Here is a 25425-nt window from a genome sequence, read left to right on the forward strand (position 1 = left end):
GAATTTTTCAGTCGTATGGCTCGGGGGCGAGCGCAAGCCTAACGCCTTGGTCTTCCAGATATTCGAGCACTGCGAAAAGCATAATTAGAACGCCCGACATTTCCAGCGTCTCTTCGATTGTTGAAACGATGAGGTAGGACGCATTGAAAAAGGTTTCGTCAGCCAAGAACGCTCCAATACCCTCGAAGACCAGAGCGCCGGTCACAAAAACCGCTCCTGCAAGGACGAACAGGCTTGCTGTGCGTCGGGGCAGTGCGAATAACCAGCGGACGAAAATAACTCCGACAACGATCACCACGAAAGCAGCCGGAATGATCCATGAGAAAAATGGATGGGCGGTGCCGGGGATGGCGTAATTATCCGCTCGCCATAAGCCGTGCATGTCCGTTCCCTCGTCGAGCGACATATAGAAGAAGATCGCTGACAAGCCCCACCACGCAGTCGAAGGAAGTGATTTGAGGCGCTGGACCCACGCGACCAATGCGAGCGCGCAGGCGGTTGCAAATAGCTGAAGTACAGAAAACCACGTCGGAACGTTCATTTCTCGGTTGAGGTCAAACATATGGCCGACGCGATTAATCGGCTCCATCGCAATGCCACAAGCTTTTGTGTACCAGCACACCATGACCACGGAGTGCAGAAATACTAGTAAAGCGATTATTCCAGCGGAAATCCACGCAATCAAAGATGGGCGAATACTGAAATAGAGGTGTGTTTGTGCCTGTTGCATGGTGCCCCCCATAGGCATTACCCATTCAAATTTATCGCAACGACAGGTTACGTTCAACGAAATGGCGGCTACCGCTGCTTGTTTCGCCTACTATCGTTAATTTCTGACAGTGCAGTTCTTGCGTCGTTTTTTACTCGCTATAATTTACCAATCGCCAATACATTGTTGCCGGATGCAGGAGTCGTGGAAACGTAGTCAGCCCACGCGCTCATGAGCCTGCGTCGCTTTTCCAGCATGTCGCCACGCTGATATGCCGCCTCGGTTTTGTCGCGGACGGTGTGGGCGAGCGCGGCTTCGGCAATCTCGCGAGGGAAGCTGGAACGCTCCGCCGCCCAATCCCTGAATGTGGAGCGAAAGCCATGAACGGTTAGTCCCTCAGTGCCGTCCATTCCTCGAAGAACTTCTAGCATTGCCATGTTGCTCAACGGCTTACCTCGTTTCGCGCCGGGGAACACGTAAGGGCTGTGGGCTTCCCTCGGCGTTGATTGCAGGATTTCTACGGCACGGTCGCAAAGAGGGACGCGGTGCGGCTTATCCGCTTTCATGCGCTCTGCCGGGATCGTCCAGACCTTCTCGACTAAGTCGAACTCGGCGTCGGTTGCGCCGATGGCTTCGGACGTGCGGACAGCGGTGAGGATTGTGAACTCAAGGGCGCGGGCGGCTATGCCCGATACCTCTCGGAGCCGGGGCATGAAGGAGGGGAGGTCGGTGTACGTCATGGCTGGGTGATGCCGAACTTTGGAAACCTTGGACCGGGCGGGAAGCAGCTTGTCTAGGTGGCCGCGCCAACGAGCAGGGTTTTCGCCGTTCCGGTAATGGCGCGCTTTGGCCCAATCCAACACCAACTCAATACGTCCGCGTACACGGCTCGCGGTTTCGGTTTTTTCTGCCCAGATCGGCTCGATGATTTTAGTGATATGGGCGGTGTCGATGCTGGCGACTGATAGGGAGCCGATGACGGGGTAGGCGTAGGTTTTGAGGGTGTTGCGCCACTGGTCCGCGTGCTTGGCATTTTTCCAGCCTGCCGCGTGCGCCTTGATGTAGCGTTCGGCGGCATCCGCGAAGGAGATTTCGTTCGCGGCCTTCGCTCGCGTGGTGGCTTGGCGTTCTCGGCGTGCCTCAATTGGGTCTATTCCATCCGCCGTAAGTTGCCGAGCTTCTCGCGCCCGTTCCCGGGCTTCCCGAAGTGAAAAATCGTGGATGGAGCCAAGTCCCATTTCGCGGGCACGGCCAGCAAGCATGAAGCGGAAAATCCAAGACTTGGTGCCGCCCTTGGCGACCTGCAAATAAAGCCCGCCGCCATCATTATACATGCCTGCGGGAAGTGCTTTGGCGACCATTGCGGCGCTTAATCTGTTGATGACGCTGGCCATTTCAGACCTCAAAAAATGGGATTAGAAGTAGCGATATTAAGCTGTTGAGATGCTTGAGTCTATTGAGAATGAAAGAATTTCACGTACACCATTTTTGAGTTTAAGAGAGTAGAACCAAAGTATACTTTGGCACCCACATACCTACCCACAAATGCATGTCGGAACCCATCGGAATCAGGCGCAGACGACCGGCACGAAAATGATACGAAAATATTGATTTTATTGAGCTATCGGAATTACTCGGAATTACTCGTCAGTTCGAATAAAAGACACCCCCTCCGCCATTTCGATATAAAATCAAAACACTGGCACTAGCCGCCGCCTGTCGTTTGCAAACCGAAGCCGATCGCGTTACTCCGGTTGCGAGCATGGGTGCTTCGGTGCAAGCTGCACGGTCCAGAGCCTGCTTCCATCAACATTTCTGGTAAGACGCAAAAAGCCCGCCCCGGTTTGGGGGCAGGCTTCGTGTGGTGGCGGCCTGTTCGGAAGCGAACTTCTCTTCACTGGGTAACGTGGGCAATCGCCTCAAGAATAACTTCTGCGACTTCCGACGGTTGGGAAATGTGCGGTGCGTGCCCGGCTGGCAGAGTAGTCACCTTTGCGGAGATTTTCTGCGCCATTGCTGTCTGGAGATCTGGTTGGATCATGCGATCCTGTTCACTCACCACATACCAGGACGGTTTCGTCGTCCACGCAACCACGGACACCTTGCCATCGAAACTACTGGCGTGGGTTGGGTGCTGTGTGGCGAATATCACCTTGGTTTGTTCAGGTGCAATGTCCTGAGCAAGATGCTGCTGCACACCTTCCAATGTCAATGTCAGGAAGCCATCCTTGTCGGCTTGGACGTGGTTAAAACCGGAAGGAGGCGGATAGTCCTTGGCCGTCTGGTTGACCGACATACCTTCGGAAAGCGCGAAGGCCGCCACATAAACAAGTGCTTTCACATTGTCGTTCTGGCCGGCTTCGGTAATCACGGCTCCACCATATGACCAGCCGACCAGCACAACAGGGCCTTGCAGTCTTTCAAGCGCGCGCCGGGTGGTCGCGATGTCGTCCTCCAGGGAGGTCAACGGGTTCTGTACGGCTACGACATTCACACCTTTTTCCTGCAGCAGGAGATCAGTCGGCTCCACGTCGATCCATCGGCCCATGCTCCACGCACGAGGACTACAGTTGGTTGCTGTGCGCTGGGACGGGTCGCGGTGCTTGTTGTATCAGAGATGGGTTGCATGGCTTTGTGCCTTTCCTTCTAAATGGTGTTGTCCCGGTTGATCGCGGGATAATGGCAGCTTCGTGCATATTGTAGTTATGAAACAATGAGGATAAAATGGTTCATATTTTTCAATAATGGAAATGGATTGTTTGTAATGGATCGGTTGACTGGCATGAGAGTCTTCGTAAAGGCAGTCGAATCCGGGTCCATCTCGTCGGCGGCACACGAGTTGGAGATGTCGTCACAGCTTGCCGGCAAGCAGATACGTGCCTTGGAGCTCGGACTGGGCGTAAGACTGCTGACAAGGACGACGCGTCGGCAAAGCCTTACTGACAGCGGGCAAGTGTTCTACGAGCGCGCGAAGAACATTCTGGCGGAAATGGACCTTGCCGAAGCATTGATGGCGGAGACAAGGTCTGAACCAAGGGGAAGGCTTCGCATCAGCGCTCCGGTGACTTTTGGAAGCCACGCGCTTGCGCCCGAACTTTCGGAATATCTCAGGCGGCATCCCGAGGTGTCGGTAGACCTCAATCTTACGAACAGAAATGTCGATCTGGTGGAGGAGGGGTTTGACGTGATTTTTCGCGCTGGCGATCTCCCCGACAGCAGCCTTATTGCCAAGCGTCTTGCGCCCTATCGCCTTATTCTATGTGCTGCGCCTGCCTATATGGATTCTGCAAGCAGCCTGAAGACACCACAAGATCTGGTCGAACATGAATGCCTGATCTTCACGCATTCATCGCTCCGCACCCATTGGTCATTCATTGGGCCGGAAGGTGAGGTGACTATTTCAATCACGGGCCGCTTCTGTGCCAACAGCGGTGAAGCACTGCGTGCTGCAGCACTTTCTGGTATGGGCATCCTCTTTCAACCGTATGAACTGGTTGCCGATGAGATATCGTCAGGAAAGCTGATCCGGCTTCTCCCTGAATACGAACCCCCATCGCGCTCCCTGCATGCGCTTTATGCATCAGATCGACAGATGACACCCAAGCTCAGAAGCTTCCTGGATTTCGCAGCCGAGAAATTTGGTGACGGAAAGCGTTGAGAGGTCGCCTCGCAGATATCTCCCGAATTACTACGAATGTTTTCTGTCTTTTTAAGTACCTCCTGTTCCGGAAATTGTTTCACATTTTTCCAGATACGTTCCAGTGAAGCAGATCGTGATTAAATCACAATGTTCCATTGGTATTTATGCCGATAAATATCATGAACATTATCACTATCACGACTGCAAACAATGCAAGAGATTGAAGAACAGAGAATGTATCAAGTCCCATATTTATAAATCCTAAAATATAATATAGGTAAAACATATCACAAAACTTAATTTATGGCCAGTAATTGATTCGTTCTAGGTAAACGACAGCCATAAAAGTCAATATATCTCCATCTTTTTATTTGCATAATATAGCAAATGGAGGGTGTTTTCATATGAGCCGTGGGTCTGAAAGCCGGGGCAGTTTCACACGTGCGTCCATTAGAGCGCATCCCGAAAAGTGTGAAACGGTTTTCGGATAAGATGCGCGTTAAAACAAATATTTAGAGCGCGTTGCGCGCCCACTGCCGGACGGCACGCGTCAACACCAGCCGTTGCTGTTGCAATCGTATGTGAAGCTTATGATGCTTCTTCTTCGATTACATTCTGCGCAACCTGTTCGATACCACCATTGAAGCGTTCTGCGGCAAGCAGCCCGAGCCACACGGCGATCAGGCAAAGCACAACCGAAAAACCGATATTGAACAGGGCTTTGCCGGGTTGTCCAGCGCGCAGAAGATCCATCGTTTGCAGGCTGAAAGACGAGAAAGTGGTGAAGCCACCGCACACGCCGACCATGAAGGCGAGGCGCCAGATTTCCGGTATGGGAAAACGGCCTTGCTCCAGTGTCAGTGCACCGAAGAACGAGATTGCAAAAGAGCCGACAATATTGATGACGATGGTGCCCCAGGGAAGTTCGCGGCTTATCGGCAGCATCAAGAGGGCCAGCCAGTACCGCGCGACACTTCCGATCGCTCCACCGAGCGCTACCATGAGGGTTGCTTGCATTGTTCTGTGTCCATTTCAATAATGGATAGAGATTAGTCGGTGACGTCTGGAAATTCGATAGAATATCTCACTTCGAGAGGTCTTGCGACGCACTCTTCTCCTGTTTCAATTCAAGCAGGAGTCATCAGCCAATTGCTGGCAGTTTCGGGAGAACCCCATTCCCATCATGTACGGCGAAAACCGTCATTGATTTATACTGAAATATCGGACTGTTCGTCAACGTAATGGGCGCGGATGCGGCGCCCATCCCGATCACAAACCGGTAATCAGTTCAGCGCGCCGCTCTTGCGGCGTCCCAGCCGCCGTTTCACCGCGTCGCTGGCGCGATAGATGAACGAAGCGGGTGCAGGCAAAGTGCGCCGCATGAAGGCGACCTTGCGCAGATAATTGTCGATTTTCCAGGTTGCCCATGTGCCGCCCCGGAAATAGGCAACGTCGCCAGCCCGCAAGGTGCGTGTGCCGCCGTCCGCGTCGGTGACGTGCACTTCACCTTCCAGAATATAGACGGTTTCATCCCAGCCGAAATACCAGCGGAAAGTGCCTGCGGTGCAATCCCAGATGGCCGTATAGGCGGCTCGGTCCCGGCTTACCGATTGCTCGCTGGAGCGCGCATGCGGAGTGCCGTCCAGCACCCAGTCAGGATTGATCGGTGCGGGTTTCAGTTCCATTTCCATTGCATTATCGGAGACCACAGCCGGTCCCGTGGGCGCAGCGAAACCCCTCGGCATCGTTCGAGTTACAGCAAGAACGGCACTTGCAAGCATGAATTTCCAAGCCATGATTTCCCCCGAATGGCAGTCATCTTTCCAAATAACGGCTAATCGTCAGGAATGCGTTAAAGGCTTGAAAGAAACGATCTTTCCCCGCAACTCATGCGAGACTCGCAATTGGCTCTAGTAATTATTTTATGTCTTTGATTTTACTTTGTATTCACAGAAAACGAAAAACAGAATTCGGTTGTTGCTTCAAACAGGCGTGGGATAGAGACGCCACCGGAAATTGCTCCGGTGGCGAGGTGTCATGCTGCCACTATGCCATCACGGCGGGCAGGCAGTTCGAAGAGGCGGGCACCATTGTCGGTTCCTTTTTCTTGGTAACCAATGATCTTGAACCATTTTACGATGTCGGATCGGTCGAGCCAGCTTCGTGAATGGATTGGCAGGTCACCGGCCAAAGCCTGAATCTGCCGGATATGCTGCTTGCAGAAACGCACGGTATTTCGGTTGAAAAATTCTTCCTTCGCCGCAAAAAGCGTATCGGTGGCGCCATCCCCCTCATGCCAGGCGATGATAGCAACCACCTTGCCGTCCTGCAGCAAAGCATGTGCACGGCCTTCCCGCAGGTTCATCATCAGGTTGTCATAGGCGGCTTTGGTATCCTTGCCGGCGGCGATATATTCGATCGCCATACGCCTCGAAAGGTCGTGAAAAACGCTTTCAAGATCACCGACAGTCGCTGTGCGTGCCTTCATTTTTCTGACCTCCCTTCGTTTCACTCCAGTCGCGTGCAAACCGCGACAGCACCATAATGGCCACTTCCGGCCATCGCTTTCAACGTGAAAAGCCGCTGCCGGTTCCGGTCAGTCGAACCCAATTCAGCTTTGACGGGTGATCGTGACTGCAAGACCGGGCAATATGTGGCGGGCAGGGATTGTCTTCACGTGATTGTGAAAACTGCCCGCGCCTCGGCGTCATTCAACCGGATTTTCGTCGTTCTCCGGGCCTTTTCGGATTGCGCTAAGGCTCTAGTCTTATAGCGAACGCAGGTTGGTTATGCACAACTAGGGTACAAGTTGTTTGAACAATTCTGAAGGCTTGTGTATCCAGAGTGTATGTTTCTCATCTGCGTATCGTGGAATTTTCTCGGAAACACCTCCAAAAGTCTTACCCACCTAATCGGCAGGAAACGACAATGACCGACCTTCCCGGATATCCGAGTCGTCGCAGTTTTCTGAAAGCCTCCGCGGCAAGCGTGATGCTTTCAGGGCTCGCTGTCTCAGCCAAAGCGGAACCACAAACTCCCCCGGTTCCACTCGAAGAATATGAACGTCAATATTTCAATGAAGTCGAATGGGCTTTCATTCTCGCCGCAACGGCAAGACTGATCCCGTCCGAAGGCGATGGTCCTGGCGCTATCGAAGCCCGTGTTCCTGTCTTCATCGATCTTCAGCTTGCCGGTGATTACGGTCGCGCGGATGACTGGTACATGGTTGGCCCCCACGATGCGTCCGCCGATCCGACGCGCGGCTGGCAGACGCCGCTCAACCCTGCGCAGATTTACAGGCAGGGTATTCCTGCCTTCAATGCGTGGTGCGAGCAGAAGCATGGCGCTGCGTTCTCGGCCTTGACGGCGGAACAGCAAGATGCGGCGCTGACCTCGCTGCAGAAGGGGGAGGTCGGCTTGCAGCCTGAACTGCGCGACTTCTTCACAGTCCTGTTGCAGAACACCAAGGAAGGCTATTTCGCCGATCCGATGTATGGCGGCAATCACGGCATGCAGGCCTGGAGCTTTATCGGCTTCCCCGGCGCGCGCGGCAGCTACAAGGAATGGGTCGAACGCTACAATGTTCGCTACCCGTTAGGCCCAGTTTCGATCAAGGGCGAGAGGGCTTAACAATGGCACGTCAGGAAAAGAAAAAAGACGTGGTCGTCGTCGGCCTCGGCTGGACCGGCGCTATTCTGGCCATGGAACTGGCTCAGGAAGGGCTTGAAATCGTTGCGCTTGAGCGCGGGCATGACCAGAACACGGTCCCCGATTTCAAATATCCCAACATGATCGATGAGCTGAAATATGGCGTGCGTCTGAAGTTGATGCAGCGCGCCAGCCAGCAGACGGTCACGATCCGACGCAACGAGAATGAAGTTGCATTGCCGTATCGCAGTTTTGGTTCGTTTCTGCCTGGTAACGGCGTTGGCGGAGCGGGCACGCACTGGAACGGCCTGAACTGGCGTCCGCAGCCGGAAGAGCTGCGCCTGCGCTCCTATGTGCAGGAACGCTGGGGCGAACAGATCATTCCGGAAGACATGCTTCTGGGCGATTATCCGATCCATTACGACGAGCTGGAACCGTTCTTCGACCGTTTCGAGCGTATTGCCGGTATTTCCGGGAAGGCTGGCAATCTCAAGGGCAAGACCGTCGAGGGCGGTAATCCGTTCGAGGGATGGCGCTCAAACGACTACCCCATGCCACCGATGCACACGACCTGGGACGGCCGGAAGTTTGCCGATGCCGCGCAGGGCATGGGGTATCATCCCTTCCCGTCGCCCGGCGGCATCGCGTCGACGGCCTATGTCAATGAATATGGCATGCAGATGGGGCCGTGCAACCATTGCGGTTTCTGCGAGCGCTTCGGCTGCTACCAGTATTCCAAGTCTTCGCCTCAGACAGCAATTCTCGATGCACTGAAACGCATGCCGAACTTCTCCTATCGCACGGAGTCGGAAGTTCTGCGTGTCGAGATGGCGCCAGACGGCAAGACGGCTACGGGCGTGACCTATTTCGACGAGGCGACGCAGGAGGAAGTGTTCCAGCCCGCCGATATCGTTATTCTTGCGTCCTTCTCGCTCAACAACGTGCATCTGGCGCTGCTTTCCGGCATCGGCCAGCCATACGATCCGGCAACGGGCGAAGGTGTGACCGGTCGTAATTATGCCTATCAGATGAATGGCGGCGTGACGCTCTTCTTCAAGGATGAAGAGTTCAATCCGTTCATCGGCACCGGCGCGAACGGCATGTGCATCGACGATTTCGGTGTCAACCAGATCGATTTCGGACGAGAAGGCTTCATCGGCGGTTCGTACTGGCGCGCAGGCCAGACCAACGGCCAGCCGATCCGCAGTATGCCACTGCCGTCCGGTACGCCGGGCTGGGGCGGTGCATGGAAGAAGGCCATTGCCGAATGGTACGGCCATGCCATGTCCATCGGCAGCCATGGCTCGCATATGGCTTACAGGACTAACCATCTCGATCTGGACCCAACCTACAAGGATCGTCACGGTCGCCCGCTCATGCGCATGACCTTCAACTGGAATCCGAATGATATCCGGATGACCCAGTACATGAAGACCAAGATGGAAGAACTGGCCAAAACGATGAACCCGGACCTGATGCAGTCGTCCTTCAAGAAGGAAGGCGCGCAATATGACGTGCGTCCCTATCAGACGACGCACAATACGGGTGGCCATAGCATGTCGGAAAACCCGCGTGAGGGCGTGGTCAACCGCTATTCGCAGGCATGGGACAAGCACAATGTGTTCATGACCGGCGCGGGCAATTTCGTGCAGAACACGCAGTACAATCCGACAGGCCTGCTCGGCGGGCTTGCCTATTCGACTGCGCATGCGATCCGCACGCAATATCTGTCCAATCCGCGTCCGCTGATCTGAGGAGAATGGTGATGAAAACTTTTCTTCGCATAATCGGCGCTCTGGTCGTCATCGGTATTGTCGCGCTGCTGGCCTTCATCTTCGTGCCGGTACAACTGACTAAACCGACCAAGGAACTGGCCGCAGACTGGAAGCCTGCCGAAGGGCAGGGCCAATATGTCATGTATGCCTCTGACTGCATGGCCTGCCATACGGCGGAAGGCGGCAAGCCCTTTGCCGGTGGCCGCCCGATTGCAAGCCCGATGGGTACGATCTGGACGACCAACATCACTCCGGATAAGGAAACCGGCATTGGAAACTGGACACTCGATCAGTTTCGCGCCGCTCTCTATGACGGCATTCGTGCCGACGGCTCGCATCTTTATCCAGCAATGCCATATGAGAACTATCGCAAGCTGACGGAAGAAGATGTCCGCGCTCTGTATGATTATTTCATGCATCAGGTGGAGCCGGTGAACAATGTCGTTCAGGAAACCAAGCTCGGCTTCCCGTTCAACATGCGTTTCGGCATTCGCGCCTGGAACTGGCTTGCTCTCGGTCAGGAAGCGGCCTTCAAGGCCGCCGGCAAGTCGGAAGCAGAGGATCGCGGACAGTATCTGGTCGAAGGACCGGCACACTGTGCTGCCTGCCACAGCCCACGCAATACGCTGATGGCGCAGAGCGGCACGCAGGTCGGTGACAAGGACTTCCTCATCGGCGGTGTCGTCGATGGCTGGAACGCTCCGTCTCTACGCGGCGCCAATTCCGCTCCACAGAAATGGTCCATCGAGGAACTGGCAACCTATCTCGCAACAGGCCGCAATTCCCATTCAACGGCCAATGGCGAAATGGGCCTCGCTGTCGAACATTCGCTGCAGCATCTCACTGATGCAGACAATCTGGCGATGGCCGCTTTCCTGAAGGGGATCGACGGTGCGGCTGTCGAAGTGCCGCAGAGCTTCGCTTCTAAGGCGTCGATGGCGCTGCCAGCGGCTCCGGCCGATGCGGCCGGTGAAGCAACGACAAAGATGCTGACGGAAGCTTCTCCGGATATGCCTCTGGGCGCACGTCTCTACATCGATAACTGCGCCGCCTGCCACTTCGTGACGGGCAAGGGCGCGCCGGAAATCTTTCCTGAGCTTGCCGGTAATGATCTTGTGACAGGTTCGGAGACGAAACCGCTGATCTCGATCATCCTGCATGGCGCAGAGGTTCCGTCCACGGCGAAGCGTCCGATGCGTCTGGTGATGCAGGGTTATGCCGACCGCCTGTCGGATGATGAAGTCGCCGAACTGGCAACATTCGTCCGCTCGGCATGGGGTAACAGCGCAGGACCGGTAAAGGCGACAGATGTCGCGGCTGTCCGCAACAGCCAGGGGCACTAACAATAGAACGGCGGAACGAAAGTTCCGCCGTTCTGCTATCTAAGCCGCTTCGATATCGCGCATCGGCGGGTTTCCATAGAAGCGGCTATATTCGCGACTGAACTGTGACGGGCTTTGATAGCCTACGCGATGGCCAGCCGTACCAGCATCCAGACGCTCGACCAGCATCAGCCTGCGTGCCTCGTTCAGACGCAGTTGCTTTTGATACTGAACCGGCGTCATTGCCGTAATCGCCTTGAAGTGATGATGAAATGACGACGCGCTCATATTGACGTGTTCGGCAAGCTGTTCAATCCGCAATGGCGCTGCGAAGTTCTGCCGAAGCCACCCGATAGCCCGTGCTATCCGGTTGGCCTGACTGTCGGCGGTTGCGATGTTGATCAAACGCTCGCCGCCGGGACCAGTCAGAAGGCGATAAAGGATTTCCTGTTCGATCAGGGGCGCCATCACCGGAATATCCTCGGGATTGTCAAGTAGGCGCAGCAGGCGCAGAGCCGCATCCAGCAGTCCAGCAGGCGCTGCATTGACGGTAATGCCCCATTGATCGCCATCTGCCATCACGTGCCTGCGAACGTCGGCGCGCCCGATCAGGTCGGTGAGCTTTTCGCTGTCGATGGCAAGCGCCAGACACAGATGTGGTGCTTCCGGGCTAGCTTCGACCACCCGCCATGTGACGGGCAGGTCCAGCGACGTCACCAGATATTCGCCCTTGGTATAATTGATCGTCTCGGAGCCGAGACGCAGGGATTTCGCGCCCTGCAACACCATGGCGAGACAGGGCCGATAGCTGCTGTGGCACGGTATGCTTGGCGTCGTCCGCCTGCTGATCCCCAGACCTTCGATCGGTGTTCGGTATTCGCCGTCCTGTGCGGTGAAACGCTCCGCCAGCGCGGCAAGTTCCTCGTAGGTGTCGTTCAGTGACGTCATAGGTGATCCGCTTCAGATGAGATAGAATACAGCAATTATTGATCAGGCAGGCATGCATCGGCAATCGCGAAGCAGGCAGTTTTGCAGGATCGTGCAAGAAGCTTGCAGGATCGGTCTACCGCTTCTGCCCTTGCTTCCGGCATATTCTGCCTGCTTCCCCAATCCAATAAATGGAGTCTATCATGGCCATAGCAAGAGGTTACGCTGCTACGGATGCAGATGAGCCGTTGGTTCCGTTCATTTTTGAACGGCGCGAGCCCAATGCAGATGACGTGGTCATCTCGATCCAGTATTGCGGCGTTTGCCATTCCGACATCCATACCGTCCGCAATGAATGGAAGAACGCAGTTTATCCCATCGTTCCGGGGCACGAAATCGCAGGTGTCGTCACCGCCGTCGGTGATGCGGTTACCAAGTTCAAGGTCGGCGACAAGGTCGGCGTCGGCTGCTTCGTGGACTCCTGTGTTGGCTGCGCCAGCCGGGATGTCGACAATGAGCATTATCTTCCGGGCCTCATCCAGACCTACAACACCTTCGACACCGAAGGAAAGGCGCGGACGCAGGGCGGATATTCCGACCATATCGTCGTCAAGGAAGGCTATGTCCTTTCCATGCCTGACAATCTTCCGCTTGATGCGGCAGCACCGTTGCTCTGTGCAGGCATCACCCTCTATTCGCCGCTGCGTCACTGGAATGCAGGTCCCGGCAAGCGTGTGGCGATCGTCGGCATGGGTGGACTCGGACACATGGGCGTCAAGCTCGCCAATGCCATGGGCGCGCATGTTACGGTTCTAAGCCAGTCACTTTCCAAGAAGGAAGATGGCCTCAAGCTCGGCGCTCATGAATATTATGCGACTAGCGACGCGACCACTTTCGAAAAGCTGGCGGGATCGTTCGATCTCATCATCTGCACGGTTGGCGTCGCCATCGACTGGAATGCCTATCTTGGCCTGCTCAAGGTAAACGGAACGATGGTTGTCGTTGGCGTTCCCGAAGACATGGTGCCGGTGCATGCGTTCTCGCTTATTCCCGGCCGCAAGTCGCTTGCAGGATCGATGATCGGGTCGATCAAGGAAACGCAGGAAATGCTGGACTTCTGCGGCCAGCACAACATCGTTTCGGAAATCGAGAAGATCAACATTCAGGAGATCAACGAAGCCTATGAACGCGTTCTGAAGAGCGACGTGCGCTACCGCTTCGTCATCGATATGGCTTCGCTGGCAGCCTGAAATCGATAATCTGCGCGGCGCCAGATCACGGTGCCGCGCAGATCATTTTCATTCAGCCTTGGTTACATCGTTATCGGCGCCGGAGATCGAGATCGTCGGTTCGGCGGAACCGCCTGCAAGCGACCAGGTCACCTGATGGTTCGCGCCGCTGACATCGAACTGCGAAGGTCCATCGACCTTCACATTGACGATATTCTCCGCGCCGGAAACCTCCAGAATTGAAGGATCTGTTCCTTTCTTCAAGGTGGCGGTTACCTGATTGTTCGACACTTCAACGATCAGATTTTGCGTTGCTCCACCCGAAACCGTGTTGTCCGTGCCGGATACCGAAAGCTTCCGGGCGTTTTCGAAAGTCACAGTATGAGAAACGCCATGTATGGTGATATGGCCGCATTCTCCCTTGAGCTTGACGTTATTTTCCGCACCGTAAATCCCGACATCGCCGGAGGTGCAGGTGATTTCCCTGCCGAGGCCCACACCTTCGATTGTCTGTTCGTCGGCGAAAGACGATGGTGCTGCAAGAAGTGTCAGGCTGCCTGCCAGCAATGCAATTTTCAACATCTCGACCTCTTTTACCAAAGCCATGTATGGCGATTATTAACCATAGCTCATCTGTTCTGTATAGATATGGCATCATGTCGACCGATGGTTGATCGATTTAAACATATTGCTTATCGCTTATTATCAAGAGCTGAACTACACTTGGCTATGCAGCGGGGGAAGTGCAGCTTTGGGACTCGACCAGAACACTTTGTTTTTTGCGACAGGTATCTGCTCTCTGGCAGTAGGGCTGACGATTCTCAGCGTCTGGTATCAGAACTCGCGTGACAAATTTCTGCTCTGGGGTTGCCTTGGCATGATCCTGCTCGGCACGGGGGCAGTACTTTACTATGCGGGGCCTTTGCCGCTGGCTACGGCCTCCATTGTCGCCTTCGGTTTGGAGAGCGTCGGTTTCATCTTCCTGATTGTCGGGTCACGGCAGATTTCCGGACGTCCGATACAACGGAGCTTTCTGGTCGTGCTGGCGATTGCTGTAATATGCGCTACGACGCTGCCCATTCTGGCCGGACAGACGGGCACTGGCACAGCGATCTTCAACCTGACTTCGGCCCTGTTGCTCCTGCTGACGGCGAAAGAATATTTCCATGTCTATCGGGAAGCGCCGGTTCCGGTCATTGGCATGATCGTTCTTTATGCCCTGACAGCGATTTCATTCTTTCTGTGCGGCGCTGTCATCCTGCATCAACAACAGTGGGTCATGACTACGATCCCAAGCAATTGGGCTGAAGATATCAATGCCATCACCGCAATCATAGGCATTACGGGCATTGGCGCGCTGTCGCTGAATTTCACCCAGTCGCGCATTGCGCGTCGTCATGCCAACGAGGCGCGCACCGACAGCCTGACCGGATTGCTGAACCGGCGCGCGCTTTATGACGTGCTGGACGATAATGAACTGCAGCTCGGGGATTCAGTCGTGATCTTCGACCTTGATGCTTTTAAATCCATCAATGATACGCATGGCCACATCGTCGGGGATGAAGTGCTGTACACGTTCTCCGGCGTTCTGCGTAATCATGTCAAAGGTCAGGCTCTCATTTCCCGCATCGGCGGTGAGGAATTTGTTCTGATCCTGAGGCAGAAACATAATAGCGATGTTCTTGCCTTGGCCGACACGATCCGGAAAGCCTTTTCGGCGATCGTGTTCGAGGCTTCGGCTGGAGATTTCTCAACGACGACCAGCGCAGGCATCGCTTTCTGCATGCCGGGTAACGAAGATTTCCAAACGGTCTTCCGCAGGGCAGATGCGGCGCTCTATCGTGCCAAGCATCTGGGCCGCAACAAGGTCTGCACCGAACTGCACAGCGTCGCTTGAGCTTCTTTCAAATGAAAAGGGCCTGAAATCAGGCCCTTTCGCTTTTCATTCCGTCATTACATCACGTACCGAAGCGCTCTTCGCTGAGCGCCGCCGCCATCAGAGCCTTGGTATAATCTTCGCGCGGGTGGTCGAAGACCTGTTCGGTATCGCCCTGTTCGACAATCTTTCCGTTCTTCATCACAATCACATAGTCCGAAACGGCCCGCACGACCGCCATGTCGTGGCTGATGAAGAGATAGGACAAGCCGTGGTCTTTCTGCAGGTCGCGCAACAGGGCGACGATCTGCTTCTGCACCGAACGATCGAGCGCGCTTGTCGGTTCGTCGAGCACGATCACGCGCGGTTTCAGGATCATCGTGCGCGCAATGGCGATGCGCTGGCGCTGGCCGCCGGAAAATTCGTGCGGATAGCGATTGCGCATGGCCGGGTCCATGCCGACTTCCCGCAGGGCATCCTGCGCGCGGCGATCACGCTCTTTCGCCGAAAGGTTCGGTTCGTGGATCAGAAGCCCTTCAGTGATGATGCGTCCCACCGTCATGCGCGGGCTGAGCGAGCCAAAAGGATCCTGAAAAACGAGCTGCAATTCGCGGCGTTTCGGACGCATCGCCTGCGATTCCGTCGGCAATTCCTTGCCGAGATAAGCGATGCGGCCTTCTGATGGGAGAAGACGCAGAATGGCGCGACCGAGCGTGGACTTGCCGGAACCGGATTCACCCACAATGCCGATGGTCTGGCCTTCTTTCAATGTCAGCGAGACATTGTTGACGGCGGTGAGATAGTTCGCAGCGCCGAGCCATGGTTTGCTGATAAGAAAATTGACCTTCACATTGTCGGCGCGAACAAGCACCGGCGCGTCGTCACGGGGAGGGGCCTTTTCGCCTTCCGGCTCCGCATCGAGCAGCATCTTCGTATAGGGATGCTCCGGTGAGGTGAAGAGCTTTTCCGTTTCGTTGGTTTCAACCACTTCGCCGGAGCGCATCACATAGACCCGGTCGGCGAAGCGCCGCACGATGCCAAGATCGTGCGTGATGAAGACCACCGCCATGCCCAACCGCTTCTGCAGATCGGCCAGAAGATCGAGAATCTGCGCCTGAATGGTGACGTCGAGCGCAGTCGTCGGTTCATCGGCAATCAGGATGTCCGGTTCGTTGGCGAGCGCCATGGCGATCATGACACGCTGCCTTTGTCCGCCTGACAGTTCATAAGGATAGCTGTCGATGCGGCGTTCAGGTTCTGGAATACCAACCAGCTTGAGCAGTTCAAGAATACGCGGACGCGCCTGCTTCTTGTTCATGCCGCGATGATAGCGAAGCGGCTCGGCAAGCTGGTCGCCGATGCGGTAAAGCGGATCGAGCGACGTCATCGGCTCCTGAAAGATCATGGTGATCTTTGCGCCGCGGATATTGTTCAGTTTCTTTTCGGACATGCCGATCAGATCCTGACCGCGATAGAGCGCCTGGCCGGTTGCCTTGCCGTTCTGGGCCAGAAGCCCCATCATTGCCATGGTCGTCTGGCTCTTGCCTGAACCGGACTCGCCGACAATGGCGATGGTTTCACCGGCTTTGACATCGAGATTGATGCCGCGCACCGCCTGCACCGGCCCGTCATGCGTGTCGAATGTGACCTTCAGGTCGCGCACGCTCAGAATGTTTTCACTCGTCATCTCAGCGATCCTTCGGGTCAAGGCTGTCGCGCAGGCCATCGCCAAGGAAGTTCAGCGCAAACAGGATGATGGTCAGCGTTGCGGCAGGCCAGATCAATTGCCAGCTTGCGCCGCGCATGTTCTGGGCACCTTCGGAAATCAGCAGCCCCAGAGAGGTGAGGGGGTCCTGAACACCGAGACCGAGGAAGGAGAGGAGACTTTCGAGCAGGATTGCCTTCGGCACCAGCAACGTCACGAAAACGATGACCGGGCCGAGCGCATTCGGAATGATGTGGCGGGTGATGACGCCGCGCCGTGTCGCGCCTAACGCTTCCGCAGCCTGCACAAATTCCTGACGTTTGAGGCTCAATGTCTGTCCGCGCACGATGCGCGCCATATCCAGCCACTCCGTCGCGCCGATGGCGATGAAGATGATGAAAATGGATCGCCCGAAGAAGACGAGCATCAATATCACAAAGAAGATGAAGGGCAGCGAATAGAGAATATCCACGAGCCGCATCATCACATTGTCGATGCGCCCGCCGAGATAACCGGAGACAGCGCCATAGGACACGCCCAGAACCAGTGCCATCGCCGAGGCAAGCAGGCCGATGGCAAGCGACATGCGCACACCGATGAAGATGCGCGTCATCAGATCGCGGCCCAGATTATCAGTGCCGAGCAGGAAATAATTGCGTGCCACGTCGAGGGTCAGCTTGCCCGACAGCCCGTCAGTAGCGATCTCGATTTTCGGATTGCTGAACAGGTCGGAGCGCTGGAAATAACGCAGCACACGCTCGTCCGTCGGACGCTGTGCGGTAAAGTCGACAACGACATTGTTGCCGTTCAGTTCCGGCTCGCCGGCAGCTTTCAGCCGCGCCCGGGCAAGTTCGCGTTCAAGGCCTGGCATGATTGTATCTTCACGCGGATAGGCTTCGAGGCTCGGTGCCACACGCACGAACTGCGGATAAATCTTGTCATAGGGGTGCGGGCTCAGCATCGGGCCGAAAATGCCCAGAAAAGCCATCAGAAGAAGGACGATAGCGCTTGCCACGGCAGCCTTGTTCTTGCGCAGGCGCAACCATGCGTCCTGCCAGAGCGAGCGGCTTGGAACTTCCAGCCGGGCTGTTTCCGTCGGTACAGTAAGATCAGTCATAGCGAACCCTCGGATCAAGCCATGCATAAAGAAGATCGACGATCAGGTTGAACACCACGACGAAGACCGAAATGACAACAACGGTTCCCATGACGAGGGTGTAATCGCGGCTAAGCGCGCCCTGCACGAAGTAACGACCGATGCCGGGAATGCCGAAGATCGTCTCGACCACGACCGAACCTGTGAGCAGGGCGGCTGCCGTCGGGCCGAGATAGGAGACTGCGGGGAGCATCGCGGCGCGCAAGGCATGCACGCCCACAACCACACGCGATGGCAGGCCATAGGCGCGGGCGGTGCGCACGTGATTGGCGCGCAACGCCTCAATCGTTGCGCCACGCACGAGACGCGCAATGACGCCGACCTGCGGCAATGCAAGCGTCAGGACCGGCAATATCCAGTAAGTTATATTGGCCGAAGACCAGCCGCCCGCCGGAACCCATCCGAGAATGACGCCGAACAGAAGGCTGAGGAGAGGGGCCACGACGAAGTTGGGCGTGGTGATGCCGAATGTGGCCAGTGCGACGACGAAATAGTCGACAGCTGAGTTCTGCTTCAACGCCGCCAGCGTGCCGAGGAATGTTCCGATGATCGCTGCAAGCGTCAGACCGAGCGTGCCGAGCATGATAGAAACCGGCAGGCCGGAAGCGAAAAGATCGTTCACCGAGAAGTCGCGTCGTGTGAAGCTCGGTCCAAGATCGCCGTGCAGAAGATTGCCCAGATAAATCAGATACTGCTGCCACAGCGGCGCATCCATATTATAGGCCTTCTTGAGGTTCTCCAGGATCAGTGGATCAATCGGCCTTTCAAGGTCGAAAGGTCCGCCGGGCGCAAGCCGGATCAGAAAGAACGTCAGCGTGATGATGATGAATATCGTGGGTATCGCACTACCCAATCGTCGGAGCGTATAGCCCAGCATGTTCTTTTCCCTTCTTTGCCGGACCGCTTTGAACGATCCGGCAAATCCCACTAAGGGCTTGTTTCTTTTTTGTTTTTAATTCTTTGTCGATAACCAGCGCGTGCCGTGCGAATTCATGAGGTTATCTTCGTAACCCTGAACACGGTCGGCAACGAGGGCGGTGGACGAATAATACATCAGCGGCACGACAGCGCCGTCGCCGAGCAGTATCTTCTCTGCTTCAGCCAGGATTTTTGCACGCTCGGCGAGATCGGTCGTCGTTGCAGATTTCGCCATCAACGCGTCGTAATCCTTGTTCGACCATTCGGCATAATTGAAGTAATTGCCGGTGGTATAAAGCTCCAGGAACGAATTCGGATCGTTGTAATCGCCGATCCAGCCGTCACGGGTGATGTCGAACATACCCTTTTCCTGAAGGTAGTTGTAGAAGGTGGCGCCTTCCACTTCGTTGAGCGTTGCCTTGATGCCGATATTGCCCAGCATGTTGGCAAGCGCCGCCATGGTATTCTTGTGGTTTTCCGAGGTATTGTAGCGCAGCGTCACGGAAAGGCTGCCCGGTTGGACACCGGCTTCCTGCAGCAATTCCTTGGCCTTGTCCTCACGGTCCAGCACATCCTCGTCGGCGAAATCCAGCTTCGGCGCGTCCTTGACGTAATTCGCAATGCCGGGCGGCACCATGGAACTGGCTGGCAGCATCACACCGCGCCAGACTTCATTGGCGAGAAACTCACGATCGACGGCCATCGATATGGCCTTGCGCACGCGCGGATCGCGCAGCTTGCTCGATGGCTCGCCTTTGATGTCGACATAATAGATGCCAAGATAGGGAGCGAGGCGGAACTGACCGCCGAGGTTCTTTTTCACATAGTCCATCTGTTCGGCAGGAACATCGGAACAGATATCGACTTCCTTCGCCTCGAAGCGGCGCATGCAGCTTGCGCGATCCTCGAACGGTATCCAGTTCACCGCATCGATCTTCACATTGGAAGCATCCCAGTAATTCGGGTTCTTCTTCATGGAGATTTTGTCATTGGGAGTGAAGCTGACAAGCGTATAGGCGCCATTGGTCACCATGTTGCCGGGCAGGGTGAACTTGTCGCCGAACTTCTCGACAGCCTTCTTGTTGACCGGGAAACCGGTCTGATGAGTGAGAAGTTCGAGGAAATAAGGGGCAGGGTTCTTGAGAGTGATTTGCAGCGTCTTGTCGTCAAGCGCCTTCACGCCAAGCTGATCGACGGGCATCTTGCCGGTGGCAACTTCCTCGGCATTCTTAATGGCGTAGAGGACGCTGGCATAGCCGGCAGCCGTCTTCGGGTCCATGATGCGGCGGAAGGAAAACTCGAAATCGCCGGCGGTAACAGGGTCACCGTTCGACCATTTGGCATTCTCGCGCATGTGGAATGTGTAGGTGAGGCCGTCTTCGGAAATATGCCATGATACGGCCGCTCCGGGAATGGCTTCGCCCTTCTCGTTTTGCGCCAACAAACCTTCATAAAGATCACGAAGAACACGGTTTTCCGAAACGGTGGTTGTATGGTGCTGGTCCAGCGTGGCGGGATCGGTATCGTTGCCCCGGTTGAGCACTGTTTCTGCCGATGCGGCACCGGCTAGCGCCATCAGGCAAACGCCTGTCATCAAGAATCCGCGAACCATTGAAAACTCCCATATGCTTATTAAAAAATGTTAGCCCCGACAAAAGAGGGCCCTCCGGAACTGCCGGAAGAGAAAAGGGCCGCGCCAACAGGCGCAGCCCAAGCTGAAAATTTATTGCTTAAACGAGAGCCAGCGCGTCTTGTGGCTGTCCATGAGGTTGTCGTTCCAACCGTCGATCTTGTCCGAAACAAGGGCGCGCGACGAATAATAGAGGATCGGGATATTGCTCATCTCATCGAGCTTCAGCTTTTCAGCTTCAGCCAGCGTCTTGGCGCGCTCGTTGAGATCGAGAATTTTTTCTGCCTTCGCCATCAGCGCATCGTAGTCGGCGTTCTTCACCTTGGAATAGTTGAAGCTCACATTGCTTTGGCTGATGAAAAGGAAGTTCTGCGGATCGTTATAGTCACCGATCCAGCCTGCACGCGCGATATCGAACGGACCATCGTCGCGCATGAAGTTGAAGTAGGTCGCACCTTCGGTTTCGTTCAGTGAAGCCTTGACTCCGATATTGCCGAGCTGATCGGCGATGGCGGCCATGGTATTCTTGTTGTTTTCCGAGGTGTTATAAAGCAGTTCGATCGAAAGTGTGTTCGGTTCGACGCCAGCTTCCTTCAACAGTTCCTTGGCCTTGTCTTCGCGTTCCAGCATGTCGTCTGAATAGTCGAGCTTCGGCGCATCCTTCACATAATTGGCGATGCCCGGAGGAACCATCGAATAGCCCGGAAGCATGGTGCCCTGCCAGACCTGATCGGCAATGAAATCACGGTCGATGGCCATGGAAATCGCCTGGCGGACGCGTGGGTCCTTCAGCTTGCTGTCGGCGGTCTTGCCCTTTACCGGCAGATAATAGACGCCGAGATAAGGCGCCATGCGGAATTCCTTGGAAAGGTTCTTCTTCACATAGTCCATCTGCTCGGCCGGAACGTCGGAGCAAATCTGCACTTCCTTCGCCTCAAAACGGCGCATGCAGCTTGCGCGATCCTCGAACGGTATCCAGTTGACCGTATCGATCTTCACCTGATCCGCTTCATAGTAATACGGATTCTTCTTCATCACGATCTTGTCGTTCGGTGTGAAGCTTTCCAGCATATAGGCGCCGTTCGTCACCATCTTGCCGGGCGTGGTGAACTTGTCGCCATTTTCCTCGACGCTTTTCTGGTTCATCGGGAAGCCGGTCTGGTGGGTCAGAAGCTCAAGGAAATACGGAGCAGGGGCGTTCAACGTGACCTTGAGCGTATGGTCATCGACGGCTTCAACGCCGAGCTGGTCAGTCGGCTTCTTGCCACCGGCAATATCTTCGGCATTCTTGATGATGAACAGCATGCTGGCGTACCCGGCGGCTGTCTTCGGGTCCATCAGGCGGCGGAAGGTGAACTGGAAATCACCGGCCGTGACCGGATCGCCGTTCGACCATTTTGCGTCATCGCGCAGATGGAAGGTGTAGACCGTACCGTCTTCGGAAACATCCCAGGATTTGGCAACGCCCGGAACTGCTTCGCCGTTTGCGTTCTGAATAGTCAGGCCGTCATACAAGTCGCGCATGACATTGCCTTCAGCCACCGTCGAGGTGCGGTGATGGTCCAGTGTCGCCGGATCAGTGTCGTTGCCGCGATTGAGAACGACTTCTGCCGAAGCTGCGCCAGCCAGCGCCAGAAGACACACACCTGTCAGTAGAAATTTACGATACATTTGAGAACCCCTCCTTTGAAATTTTTGAAATGGCCCGCATCTTATGGATAAGCGCGCCACTTGCAAGAGAACTTATCAACACTTTGACTTAATTAACATATTCACATTTTCTTGAGCGAATTAAGTGCTCGCATTCTGGTACGGAACTATGGGTTTTCACCGGATTTACAAAGTAGAAATGGCCGCTGAGCGCGCCCGAAAAACGCCGTAATTTCCGCCGTTTGCGACGTTTGAATGTCAGCTGAAACGAGGTGGAAAAAAGGTCCGATTCGCTGGAAGTTACATGCTCGTTTTCAGTGCCATTTCTCTAGTGTTTGGTGCCGCGAATATTCAGGGCTTAGATATCGATAGCGTCGCAAGCGGTTGTCGCGATGTTTCAGGACAGATGGATATAGGGTAGTTCCAAAGAGTGCGGTTTCGGCAGTGAAGCTGGGTGAGTGAGTGAGCCGATCGCCATGCGTTGCAATGGTTTCCGGAGGATGACCTCGGGACAAGGTGTTGCAGCAATGATTTGACACCGTTTGTTGCTTTGGTGGTCGGCCCGTTTCGCTACACTTGGCAGCATTGTTGCACCGCTCTATCCCTCCCTTGTTGCTCCGTAGAGCGTCGGTTCTGGCGGCATAGTTCGACGCGAGGCACGCAACAATCGGAGCGCTGATCATCAAGCTTGGCCAGAAGGCACCGACGATGCCGTGACCATTATGCGCGTCAGGGATGAGGTGCCCGCTCCGTCTATGCTACAACTGAGCAAGCACCCGTTTCCCTTTCACCTTTAACCCGCGCAGCAGGATAGCTTTTCACGTCCCTGTCGAAGGTCTGAGCCGCAAGCTTCAAACCTTCGACGGTTGTCAGGTACGGGAAGATCGTCTCCGACAGATCGTCAATCGTCAGGCCGCCACGGATAGCCAGCGCGGCCGTCTGGATGCTGTCGGCACCTTCCGGCGCGAGAATGTGCGCCCCAGCAGTTTCCGGCTTGCTCCGTCCGCCACCAGCTTGATCAGGCCGCGTGTGTCGCGCGCCGCCAGCGCCCGCGGCACATTGTCGAGGAAAGGACGGAAGTGCGAACCGAATGTCCGGCGGCGCGCGCCTGCGCTTCGGTCAGGCCGACGCTCGCCACCTGCGGGTCTGTGAACACCACAGCGGGCATTGCGGTGTTGTCGTAGCGCAGGCCGTCGCCGTTCAAGGCGTTCCTGGCGGCGAGCTTTGCGCCATAGGCAGCCATGTAGACGAACTGATCCTTGCCGGTCACGTCTCCGGCCGCATAGACCCCGTCTTCGAGGTGCGCATGCGGTCGTCAACGACGATGGCACCGGCAGGTGACAAGTCTATGCCGGCCTCCAGTGAGCCCGAGGGCCTCGGTGTTCGGGCGGCGTCCCGTCGCTACAGAATCCGCTCGGCCGTCAGGGTCTCCGGACGACCGTCCCGCACGATGGCGAGCGCAATGCCGCCGTCATCGGTCCTGCGGGCGGATTCGTAGCTGATGCCGCCGACGATCCGGATGCCCTCGTCGGCCAGGTAGGTAGCAAGCGCAGACCCGATTTCGGGTTCAGCCTCCGGCAGAAGCCGACTGCGGAACACGAGCGTCACCGCGACACCGGCCCGCGCGAAAGTCTGGGCAAGCTCCAAGCCGATGTAGCCGCCGCCGAGCACGATCATCGAACGCGGCAGTTCGGTCAGGGCGAGCGCCGTCGTGCTGTCGAGCGGCGATACGTCGGCGATCCCGGAATTTCCGGCAGTTCTGGACGCGCGCCTGTCGCGATGACGATCCGTTCGGAGGCGAGCCGCTGGCCTGCCACCTCGACACCGCCGTCTACAAGACGGGCCTGCCCTTCGCGATAGACCACGTTGTTGTACTCCGGCAGCAGATCGGCGTATTTCGCCTGTCGCAGAGCGGAAACCAAAGCGTCGCTTCTGGGCGATCTGGGCGGCCCAATTGACCACCCGCGCACCGCTTTCGACACCATCAAAACGGGCAGCCGCATCATTGGCGTGACGCACGGCCTCCGTGGCTCTGATCAGGGCTTTCGAGGGCACGCAGCCGATGTTGACGCAGGTGCCGCCGATCGTGCCATGCCCGACAAGGGCCACTTGCGCGCCTTGTTCGGCGGCCGTGATTGCGGCGGAAAATCCGGCCGAGCCGGCCCCGACGACAACGAGATCGTAACGGCCATTGCCTTTGTTCGAAGTGGGTTCGCAGTGTTCACACATTCAATTCTTCCTTGTTTTCTGTCGGCGATCCGCAGCAAGCGGCATCCGCCGCCGATCCAGAACAGCTGCGCCGGTAAAGGTAAAATGCAGCTACCCCAATGGCAGCGAGCGCGATCGGGACCTGCATATGGCCCGCTGCCGCGAACCATGCGTAAGCCACGAAAGAGCCCGCAGCAGCCAGCAGAAATGGGGCGGCGCAACAGGTGATAGCCAGAAGCGCGACGACGCCGAAGCCGATGAACTTTCCATCAGTCATGCTGAGCCTCCCTACTGCGAAAGGCTGGAGGGATAGCCAGCATTGCTGGTTGCGGTGATCAGCGCCTCAACATTCGTCTGACTGTCATCGAAGCGCACCTTGGCGATTGCCGCGCCAATCGCCTCCGACACGTCGACATCGAGTACGCCTGGCACGTCGCTGAGAGCCCGCTGCACGATCGGGCCGCAAAGTTCGCAGGTGGCGTTGGCGACATTCAAGGTCACCGTCTGCTCGGCGGCAAAGGCGGGAACACTCGTAAGCAGCGATACGGTGAGGGCAACGAGGGTAGGATTTTCATGAGGATTTCCTTCAGGTCAGGCGTTAAGGAGGAAGCGCGCAGCGTAGGGAAAGCCCACAGCGACGACGATGAGGACCGTTGCGATCCAGAGGCCGATCTTGGCGTTCCGGTGGGACGACGGGCGCGCGCAATAGGAGCCTTCGACGCATTCCGCGGCCTTCGGCTTGCGGTATACGAGATAGAAGCCATAGCCGAGGCAGGCGAGCGCGATCGTGACGAACACAGGCTGATAGGGCTCGAAGGCAGTCAGATTGCCGATCCATGCGCCGCTGATGCCGGCGAAGAACAAGGCAAAGGCACCACGCAACAGGTTGCCGCGCCCAGTGCCGCCACGATGCCGCCAACTGACAGCAACGCCGCCCGATCAAATCCTTTTTCCTCGGGCTCTACGGCGGTATTTCTCAGCGTCTGAGTTTCGTCCTGCGTCATCGTTCACATATTCCCAAAATTGATCTAT

At 56.1% G+C, this 25425-nt stretch carries 21 protein-coding genes, 2 pseudogenes and 1 riboswitch; of the genes and pseudogenes, 6 read left to right on the forward strand and 17 right to left on the reverse strand.

What is annotated here, in order from left to right; genetic code table 11:
- Positions 1-7 precede the first annotated feature (7 nt).
- The 3 genes from LJ361_RS15465 to LJ361_RS15475 all read right to left on the reverse strand — a co-directional run bounded on the left by LJ361_RS15465 (position 8) and on the right by LJ361_RS15475 (position 3257).
- Entirely contained in the window at positions 8-730 is a 723-nt protein-coding gene (locus LJ361_RS15465; protein WP_264811904.1) for a hypothetical protein, read from the reverse strand.
- A gap of 137 nt (positions 731-867) precedes the next feature.
- Complete coding sequence (locus tag LJ361_RS15470) at positions 868-2103, reverse strand: tyrosine-type recombinase/integrase (protein WP_151612320.1); 1236 nt, start codon at positions 2101-2103, stop codon at positions 868-870.
- 500 nt (positions 2104-2603) lie between these two features.
- The gene (locus LJ361_RS15475) at positions 2604-3257 is read right to left on the reverse strand and encodes an alpha/beta hydrolase (RefSeq protein ID WP_264811905.1); all 654 of its coding nucleotides are present in this window, start codon (positions 3255-3257) and stop codon (positions 2604-2606) included.
- 216 nt (positions 3258-3473) lie between these two features.
- On the opposite strand from LJ361_RS15475, the gene LJ361_RS15480 reads away from it, so the two are divergent.
- Entirely contained in the window at positions 3474-4367 is an 894-nt protein-coding gene (locus LJ361_RS15480; RefSeq protein ID WP_010658811.1) for a LysR family transcriptional regulator, read from the forward strand.
- 570 nt (positions 4368-4937) lie between these two features.
- Here LJ361_RS15480 and crcB read toward each other — a convergent pair.
- The 3 genes from crcB to LJ361_RS15495 form a co-directional block, all read right to left on the reverse strand.
- Positions 4938-5366, reverse strand: a complete 429-nt coding sequence (gene crcB, locus LJ361_RS15485; RefSeq protein ID WP_010658810.1) for a fluoride efflux transporter CrcB — start codon at positions 5364-5366, stop codon at positions 4938-4940.
- 108 nt (positions 5367-5474) lie between these two features.
- A riboswitch (Fluoride riboswitch) is annotated at positions 5475-5538 on the reverse strand.
- Between the two features lie 94 nt (positions 5539-5632).
- Positions 5633-6145: a cupin domain-containing protein gene (locus tag LJ361_RS15490; protein ID WP_010658809.1), complete on the reverse strand. Its 513-nt coding sequence runs from the start codon at positions 6143-6145 to the stop codon at positions 5633-5635.
- Positions 6146-6384: 239 nt separating this feature from the next.
- Positions 6385-6837, reverse strand: a complete 453-nt coding sequence (locus tag LJ361_RS15495; protein WP_010658808.1) for a hypothetical protein — start codon at positions 6835-6837, stop codon at positions 6385-6387.
- 440 nt (positions 6838-7277) lie between these two features.
- Between LJ361_RS15495 and LJ361_RS15500 the strand changes: the two genes are divergently transcribed.
- Genes LJ361_RS15500 through LJ361_RS15510 form a run of 3 tightly spaced genes read left to right on the forward strand, consistent with a single transcriptional unit; the run spans position 7278 to position 11115 of the window.
- Positions 7278-7979, forward strand: coding sequence for a gluconate 2-dehydrogenase subunit 3 family protein (locus LJ361_RS15500; protein ID WP_010658807.1), 702 nt, complete (start codon positions 7278-7280; stop codon positions 7977-7979).
- A 2-nt stretch (positions 7980-7981) separates the two neighbouring features.
- Positions 7982-9751: a GMC family oxidoreductase gene (locus LJ361_RS15505; RefSeq protein WP_010658806.1), complete on the forward strand. Its 1770-nt coding sequence runs from the start codon at positions 7982-7984 to the stop codon at positions 9749-9751.
- Positions 9752-9762: 11 nt separating this feature from the next.
- Entirely contained in the window at positions 9763-11115 is a 1353-nt protein-coding gene (locus tag LJ361_RS15510; RefSeq protein WP_010658805.1) for a cytochrome c, read from the forward strand.
- A 39-nt stretch (positions 11116-11154) separates the two neighbouring features.
- Here LJ361_RS15510 and LJ361_RS15515 read toward each other — a convergent pair whose 3' ends face one another.
- Entirely contained in the window at positions 11155-12042 is an 888-nt protein-coding gene (locus LJ361_RS15515) for an AraC family transcriptional regulator (protein WP_010658804.1), read from the reverse strand.
- A 182-nt stretch (positions 12043-12224) separates the two neighbouring features.
- Between LJ361_RS15515 and LJ361_RS15520 the strand changes: the two genes are divergently transcribed.
- The gene (locus LJ361_RS15520) at positions 12225-13271 is read left to right on the forward strand and encodes an NAD(P)-dependent alcohol dehydrogenase (protein ID WP_010658803.1); all 1047 of its coding nucleotides are present in this window, start codon (positions 12225-12227) and stop codon (positions 13269-13271) included.
- A 48-nt stretch (positions 13272-13319) separates the two neighbouring features.
- Here the strand turns inward: LJ361_RS15520 and LJ361_RS15525 are convergent, their stop codons facing one another.
- Positions 13320-13832, reverse strand: coding sequence for a DUF3060 domain-containing protein (locus LJ361_RS15525; RefSeq protein WP_264811906.1), 513 nt, complete (start codon positions 13830-13832; stop codon positions 13320-13322).
- A 169-nt stretch (positions 13833-14001) separates the two neighbouring features.
- Between LJ361_RS15525 and LJ361_RS15530 the strand changes: the two genes are divergently transcribed.
- On the forward strand, positions 14002-15147 hold the full coding sequence (locus LJ361_RS15530) for a sensor domain-containing diguanylate cyclase (RefSeq protein WP_010658801.1): 1146 nt from the start codon (positions 14002-14004) through the stop codon (positions 15145-15147).
- Between the two features lie 61 nt (positions 15148-15208).
- On the opposite strand, the gene LJ361_RS15535 is transcribed toward LJ361_RS15530, so the two are convergent.
- The 9 genes and pseudogenes from LJ361_RS15535 to LJ361_RS15575 all read right to left on the reverse strand — a co-directional run bounded on the left by LJ361_RS15535 (position 15209) and on the right by LJ361_RS15575 (position 25397).
- A complete protein-coding gene (locus LJ361_RS15535) occupies positions 15209-16813 on the reverse strand; it encodes an ABC transporter ATP-binding protein (RefSeq protein WP_010658800.1) in 1605 nt (534 codons plus the stop codon).
- A 1-nt stretch (position 16814) separates the two neighbouring features.
- Positions 16815-17948, reverse strand: coding sequence for an ABC transporter permease (locus LJ361_RS15540; RefSeq protein WP_010658799.1), 1134 nt, complete (start codon positions 17946-17948; stop codon positions 16815-16817).
- A complete protein-coding gene (locus tag LJ361_RS15545) occupies positions 17941-18864 on the reverse strand; it encodes an ABC transporter permease (protein ID WP_010658798.1) in 924 nt (307 codons plus the stop codon). The genes LJ361_RS15540 and LJ361_RS15545 overlap by 8 nt, the downstream gene beginning before the upstream one ends.
- Before the next feature lie 75 nt (positions 18865-18939).
- Entirely contained in the window at positions 18940-20517 is a 1578-nt protein-coding gene (locus LJ361_RS15550) for a peptide ABC transporter substrate-binding protein (protein WP_010658797.1), read from the reverse strand.
- A 111-nt stretch (positions 20518-20628) separates the two neighbouring features.
- Positions 20629-22206, reverse strand: a complete 1578-nt coding sequence (locus LJ361_RS15555) for a peptide ABC transporter substrate-binding protein (protein WP_010658796.1) — start codon at positions 22204-22206, stop codon at positions 20629-20631.
- Positions 22207-22978: 772 nt separating this feature from the next.
- A pseudogene (merA, locus tag LJ361_RS23630) lies at positions 22979-24414 on the reverse strand (mercury(II) reductase).
- Positions 24407-24670, reverse strand: coding sequence for a hypothetical protein (locus tag LJ361_RS15565; protein WP_264811908.1), 264 nt, complete (start codon positions 24668-24670; stop codon positions 24407-24409). Before LJ361_RS15565 ends, merA begins: the two are co-directional and overlap by 8 nt.
- An 11-nt stretch (positions 24671-24681) precedes the next feature.
- Positions 24682-24894 carry a cation transporter gene (locus tag LJ361_RS15570; RefSeq protein WP_264811909.1) on the reverse strand — a complete coding sequence of 71 codons (213 nt, stop codon included), beginning with the start codon at positions 24892-24894 and terminating at the stop codon, positions 24682-24684.
- A gap of 90 nt (positions 24895-24984) precedes the next feature.
- Positions 24985-25397: pseudogene (locus tag LJ361_RS15575) on the reverse strand (mercuric transporter MerT family protein).
- Positions 25398-25425: the final 28 nt, after the last annotated feature.

This window comes from Brucella sp. JSBI001 (genome assembly GCF_026014005.1).
Taxonomy (GTDB): domain Bacteria; phylum Pseudomonadota; class Alphaproteobacteria; order Rhizobiales; family Rhizobiaceae; genus Brucella; species Brucella anthropi.

Excerpts from the sequence above, each read along its gene's own strand:
- LJ361_RS15465 (WP_264811904.1), bottom strand. The coding sequence starts at position 730 with ATGCAACAGGCACAAACACACCTCTATTTCAGTATTCGCCCATCTTTG.
- LJ361_RS15470 (WP_151612320.1), bottom strand. The coding sequence starts at position 2,103 with ATGGCCAGCGTCATCAACAGATTAAGCGCCGCAATGGTCGCCAAAGCA.
- LJ361_RS15475 (WP_264811905.1), bottom strand. The coding sequence starts at position 3,257 with ATGGGCCGATGGATCGACGTGGAGCCGACTGATCTCCTGCTGCAGGAA.
- LJ361_RS15480 (WP_010658811.1), top strand. The coding sequence starts at position 3,474 with ATGGATCGGTTGACTGGCATGAGAGTCTTCGTAAAGGCAGTCGAATCC.
- crcB (WP_010658810.1), bottom strand. The coding sequence starts at position 5,366 with ATGCAAGCAACCCTCATGGTAGCGCTCGGTGGAGCGATCGGAAGTGTC.
- LJ361_RS15490 (WP_010658809.1), bottom strand. The coding sequence starts at position 6,145 with ATGGCTTGGAAATTCATGCTTGCAAGTGCCGTTCTTGCTGTAACTCGA.
- LJ361_RS15495 (WP_010658808.1), bottom strand. The coding sequence starts at position 6,837 with ATGAAGGCACGCACAGCGACTGTCGGTGATCTTGAAAGCGTTTTTCAC.
- LJ361_RS15500 (WP_010658807.1), top strand. The coding sequence starts at position 7,278 with ATGACCGACCTTCCCGGATATCCGAGTCGTCGCAGTTTTCTGAAAGCC.
- LJ361_RS15505 (WP_010658806.1), top strand. The coding sequence starts at position 7,982 with ATGGCACGTCAGGAAAAGAAAAAAGACGTGGTCGTCGTCGGCCTCGGC.
- LJ361_RS15510 (WP_010658805.1), top strand. The coding sequence starts at position 9,763 with ATGAAAACTTTTCTTCGCATAATCGGCGCTCTGGTCGTCATCGGTATT.
- LJ361_RS15515 (WP_010658804.1), bottom strand. The coding sequence starts at position 12,042 with ATGACGTCACTGAACGACACCTACGAGGAACTTGCCGCGCTGGCGGAG.
- LJ361_RS15520 (WP_010658803.1), top strand. The coding sequence starts at position 12,225 with ATGGCCATAGCAAGAGGTTACGCTGCTACGGATGCAGATGAGCCGTTG.
- LJ361_RS15525 (WP_264811906.1), bottom strand. The coding sequence starts at position 13,832 with ATGTTGAAAATTGCATTGCTGGCAGGCAGCCTGACACTTCTTGCAGCA.
- LJ361_RS15535 (WP_010658800.1), bottom strand. The coding sequence starts at position 16,813 with ATGACGAGTGAAAACATTCTGAGCGTGCGCGACCTGAAGGTCACATTC.
- LJ361_RS15540 (WP_010658799.1), bottom strand. The coding sequence starts at position 17,948 with ATGACTGATCTTACTGTACCGACGGAAACAGCCCGGCTGGAAGTTCCA.
- LJ361_RS15545 (WP_010658798.1), bottom strand. The coding sequence starts at position 18,864 with ATGCTGGGCTATACGCTCCGACGATTGGGTAGTGCGATACCCACGATA.
- LJ361_RS15550 (WP_010658797.1), bottom strand. The coding sequence starts at position 20,517 with ATGGTTCGCGGATTCTTGATGACAGGCGTTTGCCTGATGGCGCTAGCC.
- LJ361_RS15555 (WP_010658796.1), bottom strand. The coding sequence starts at position 22,206 with ATGTATCGTAAATTTCTACTGACAGGTGTGTGTCTTCTGGCGCTGGCT.
- LJ361_RS15565 (WP_264811908.1), bottom strand. The coding sequence starts at position 24,670 with ATGACTGATGGAAAGTTCATCGGCTTCGGCGTCGTCGCGCTTCTGGCT.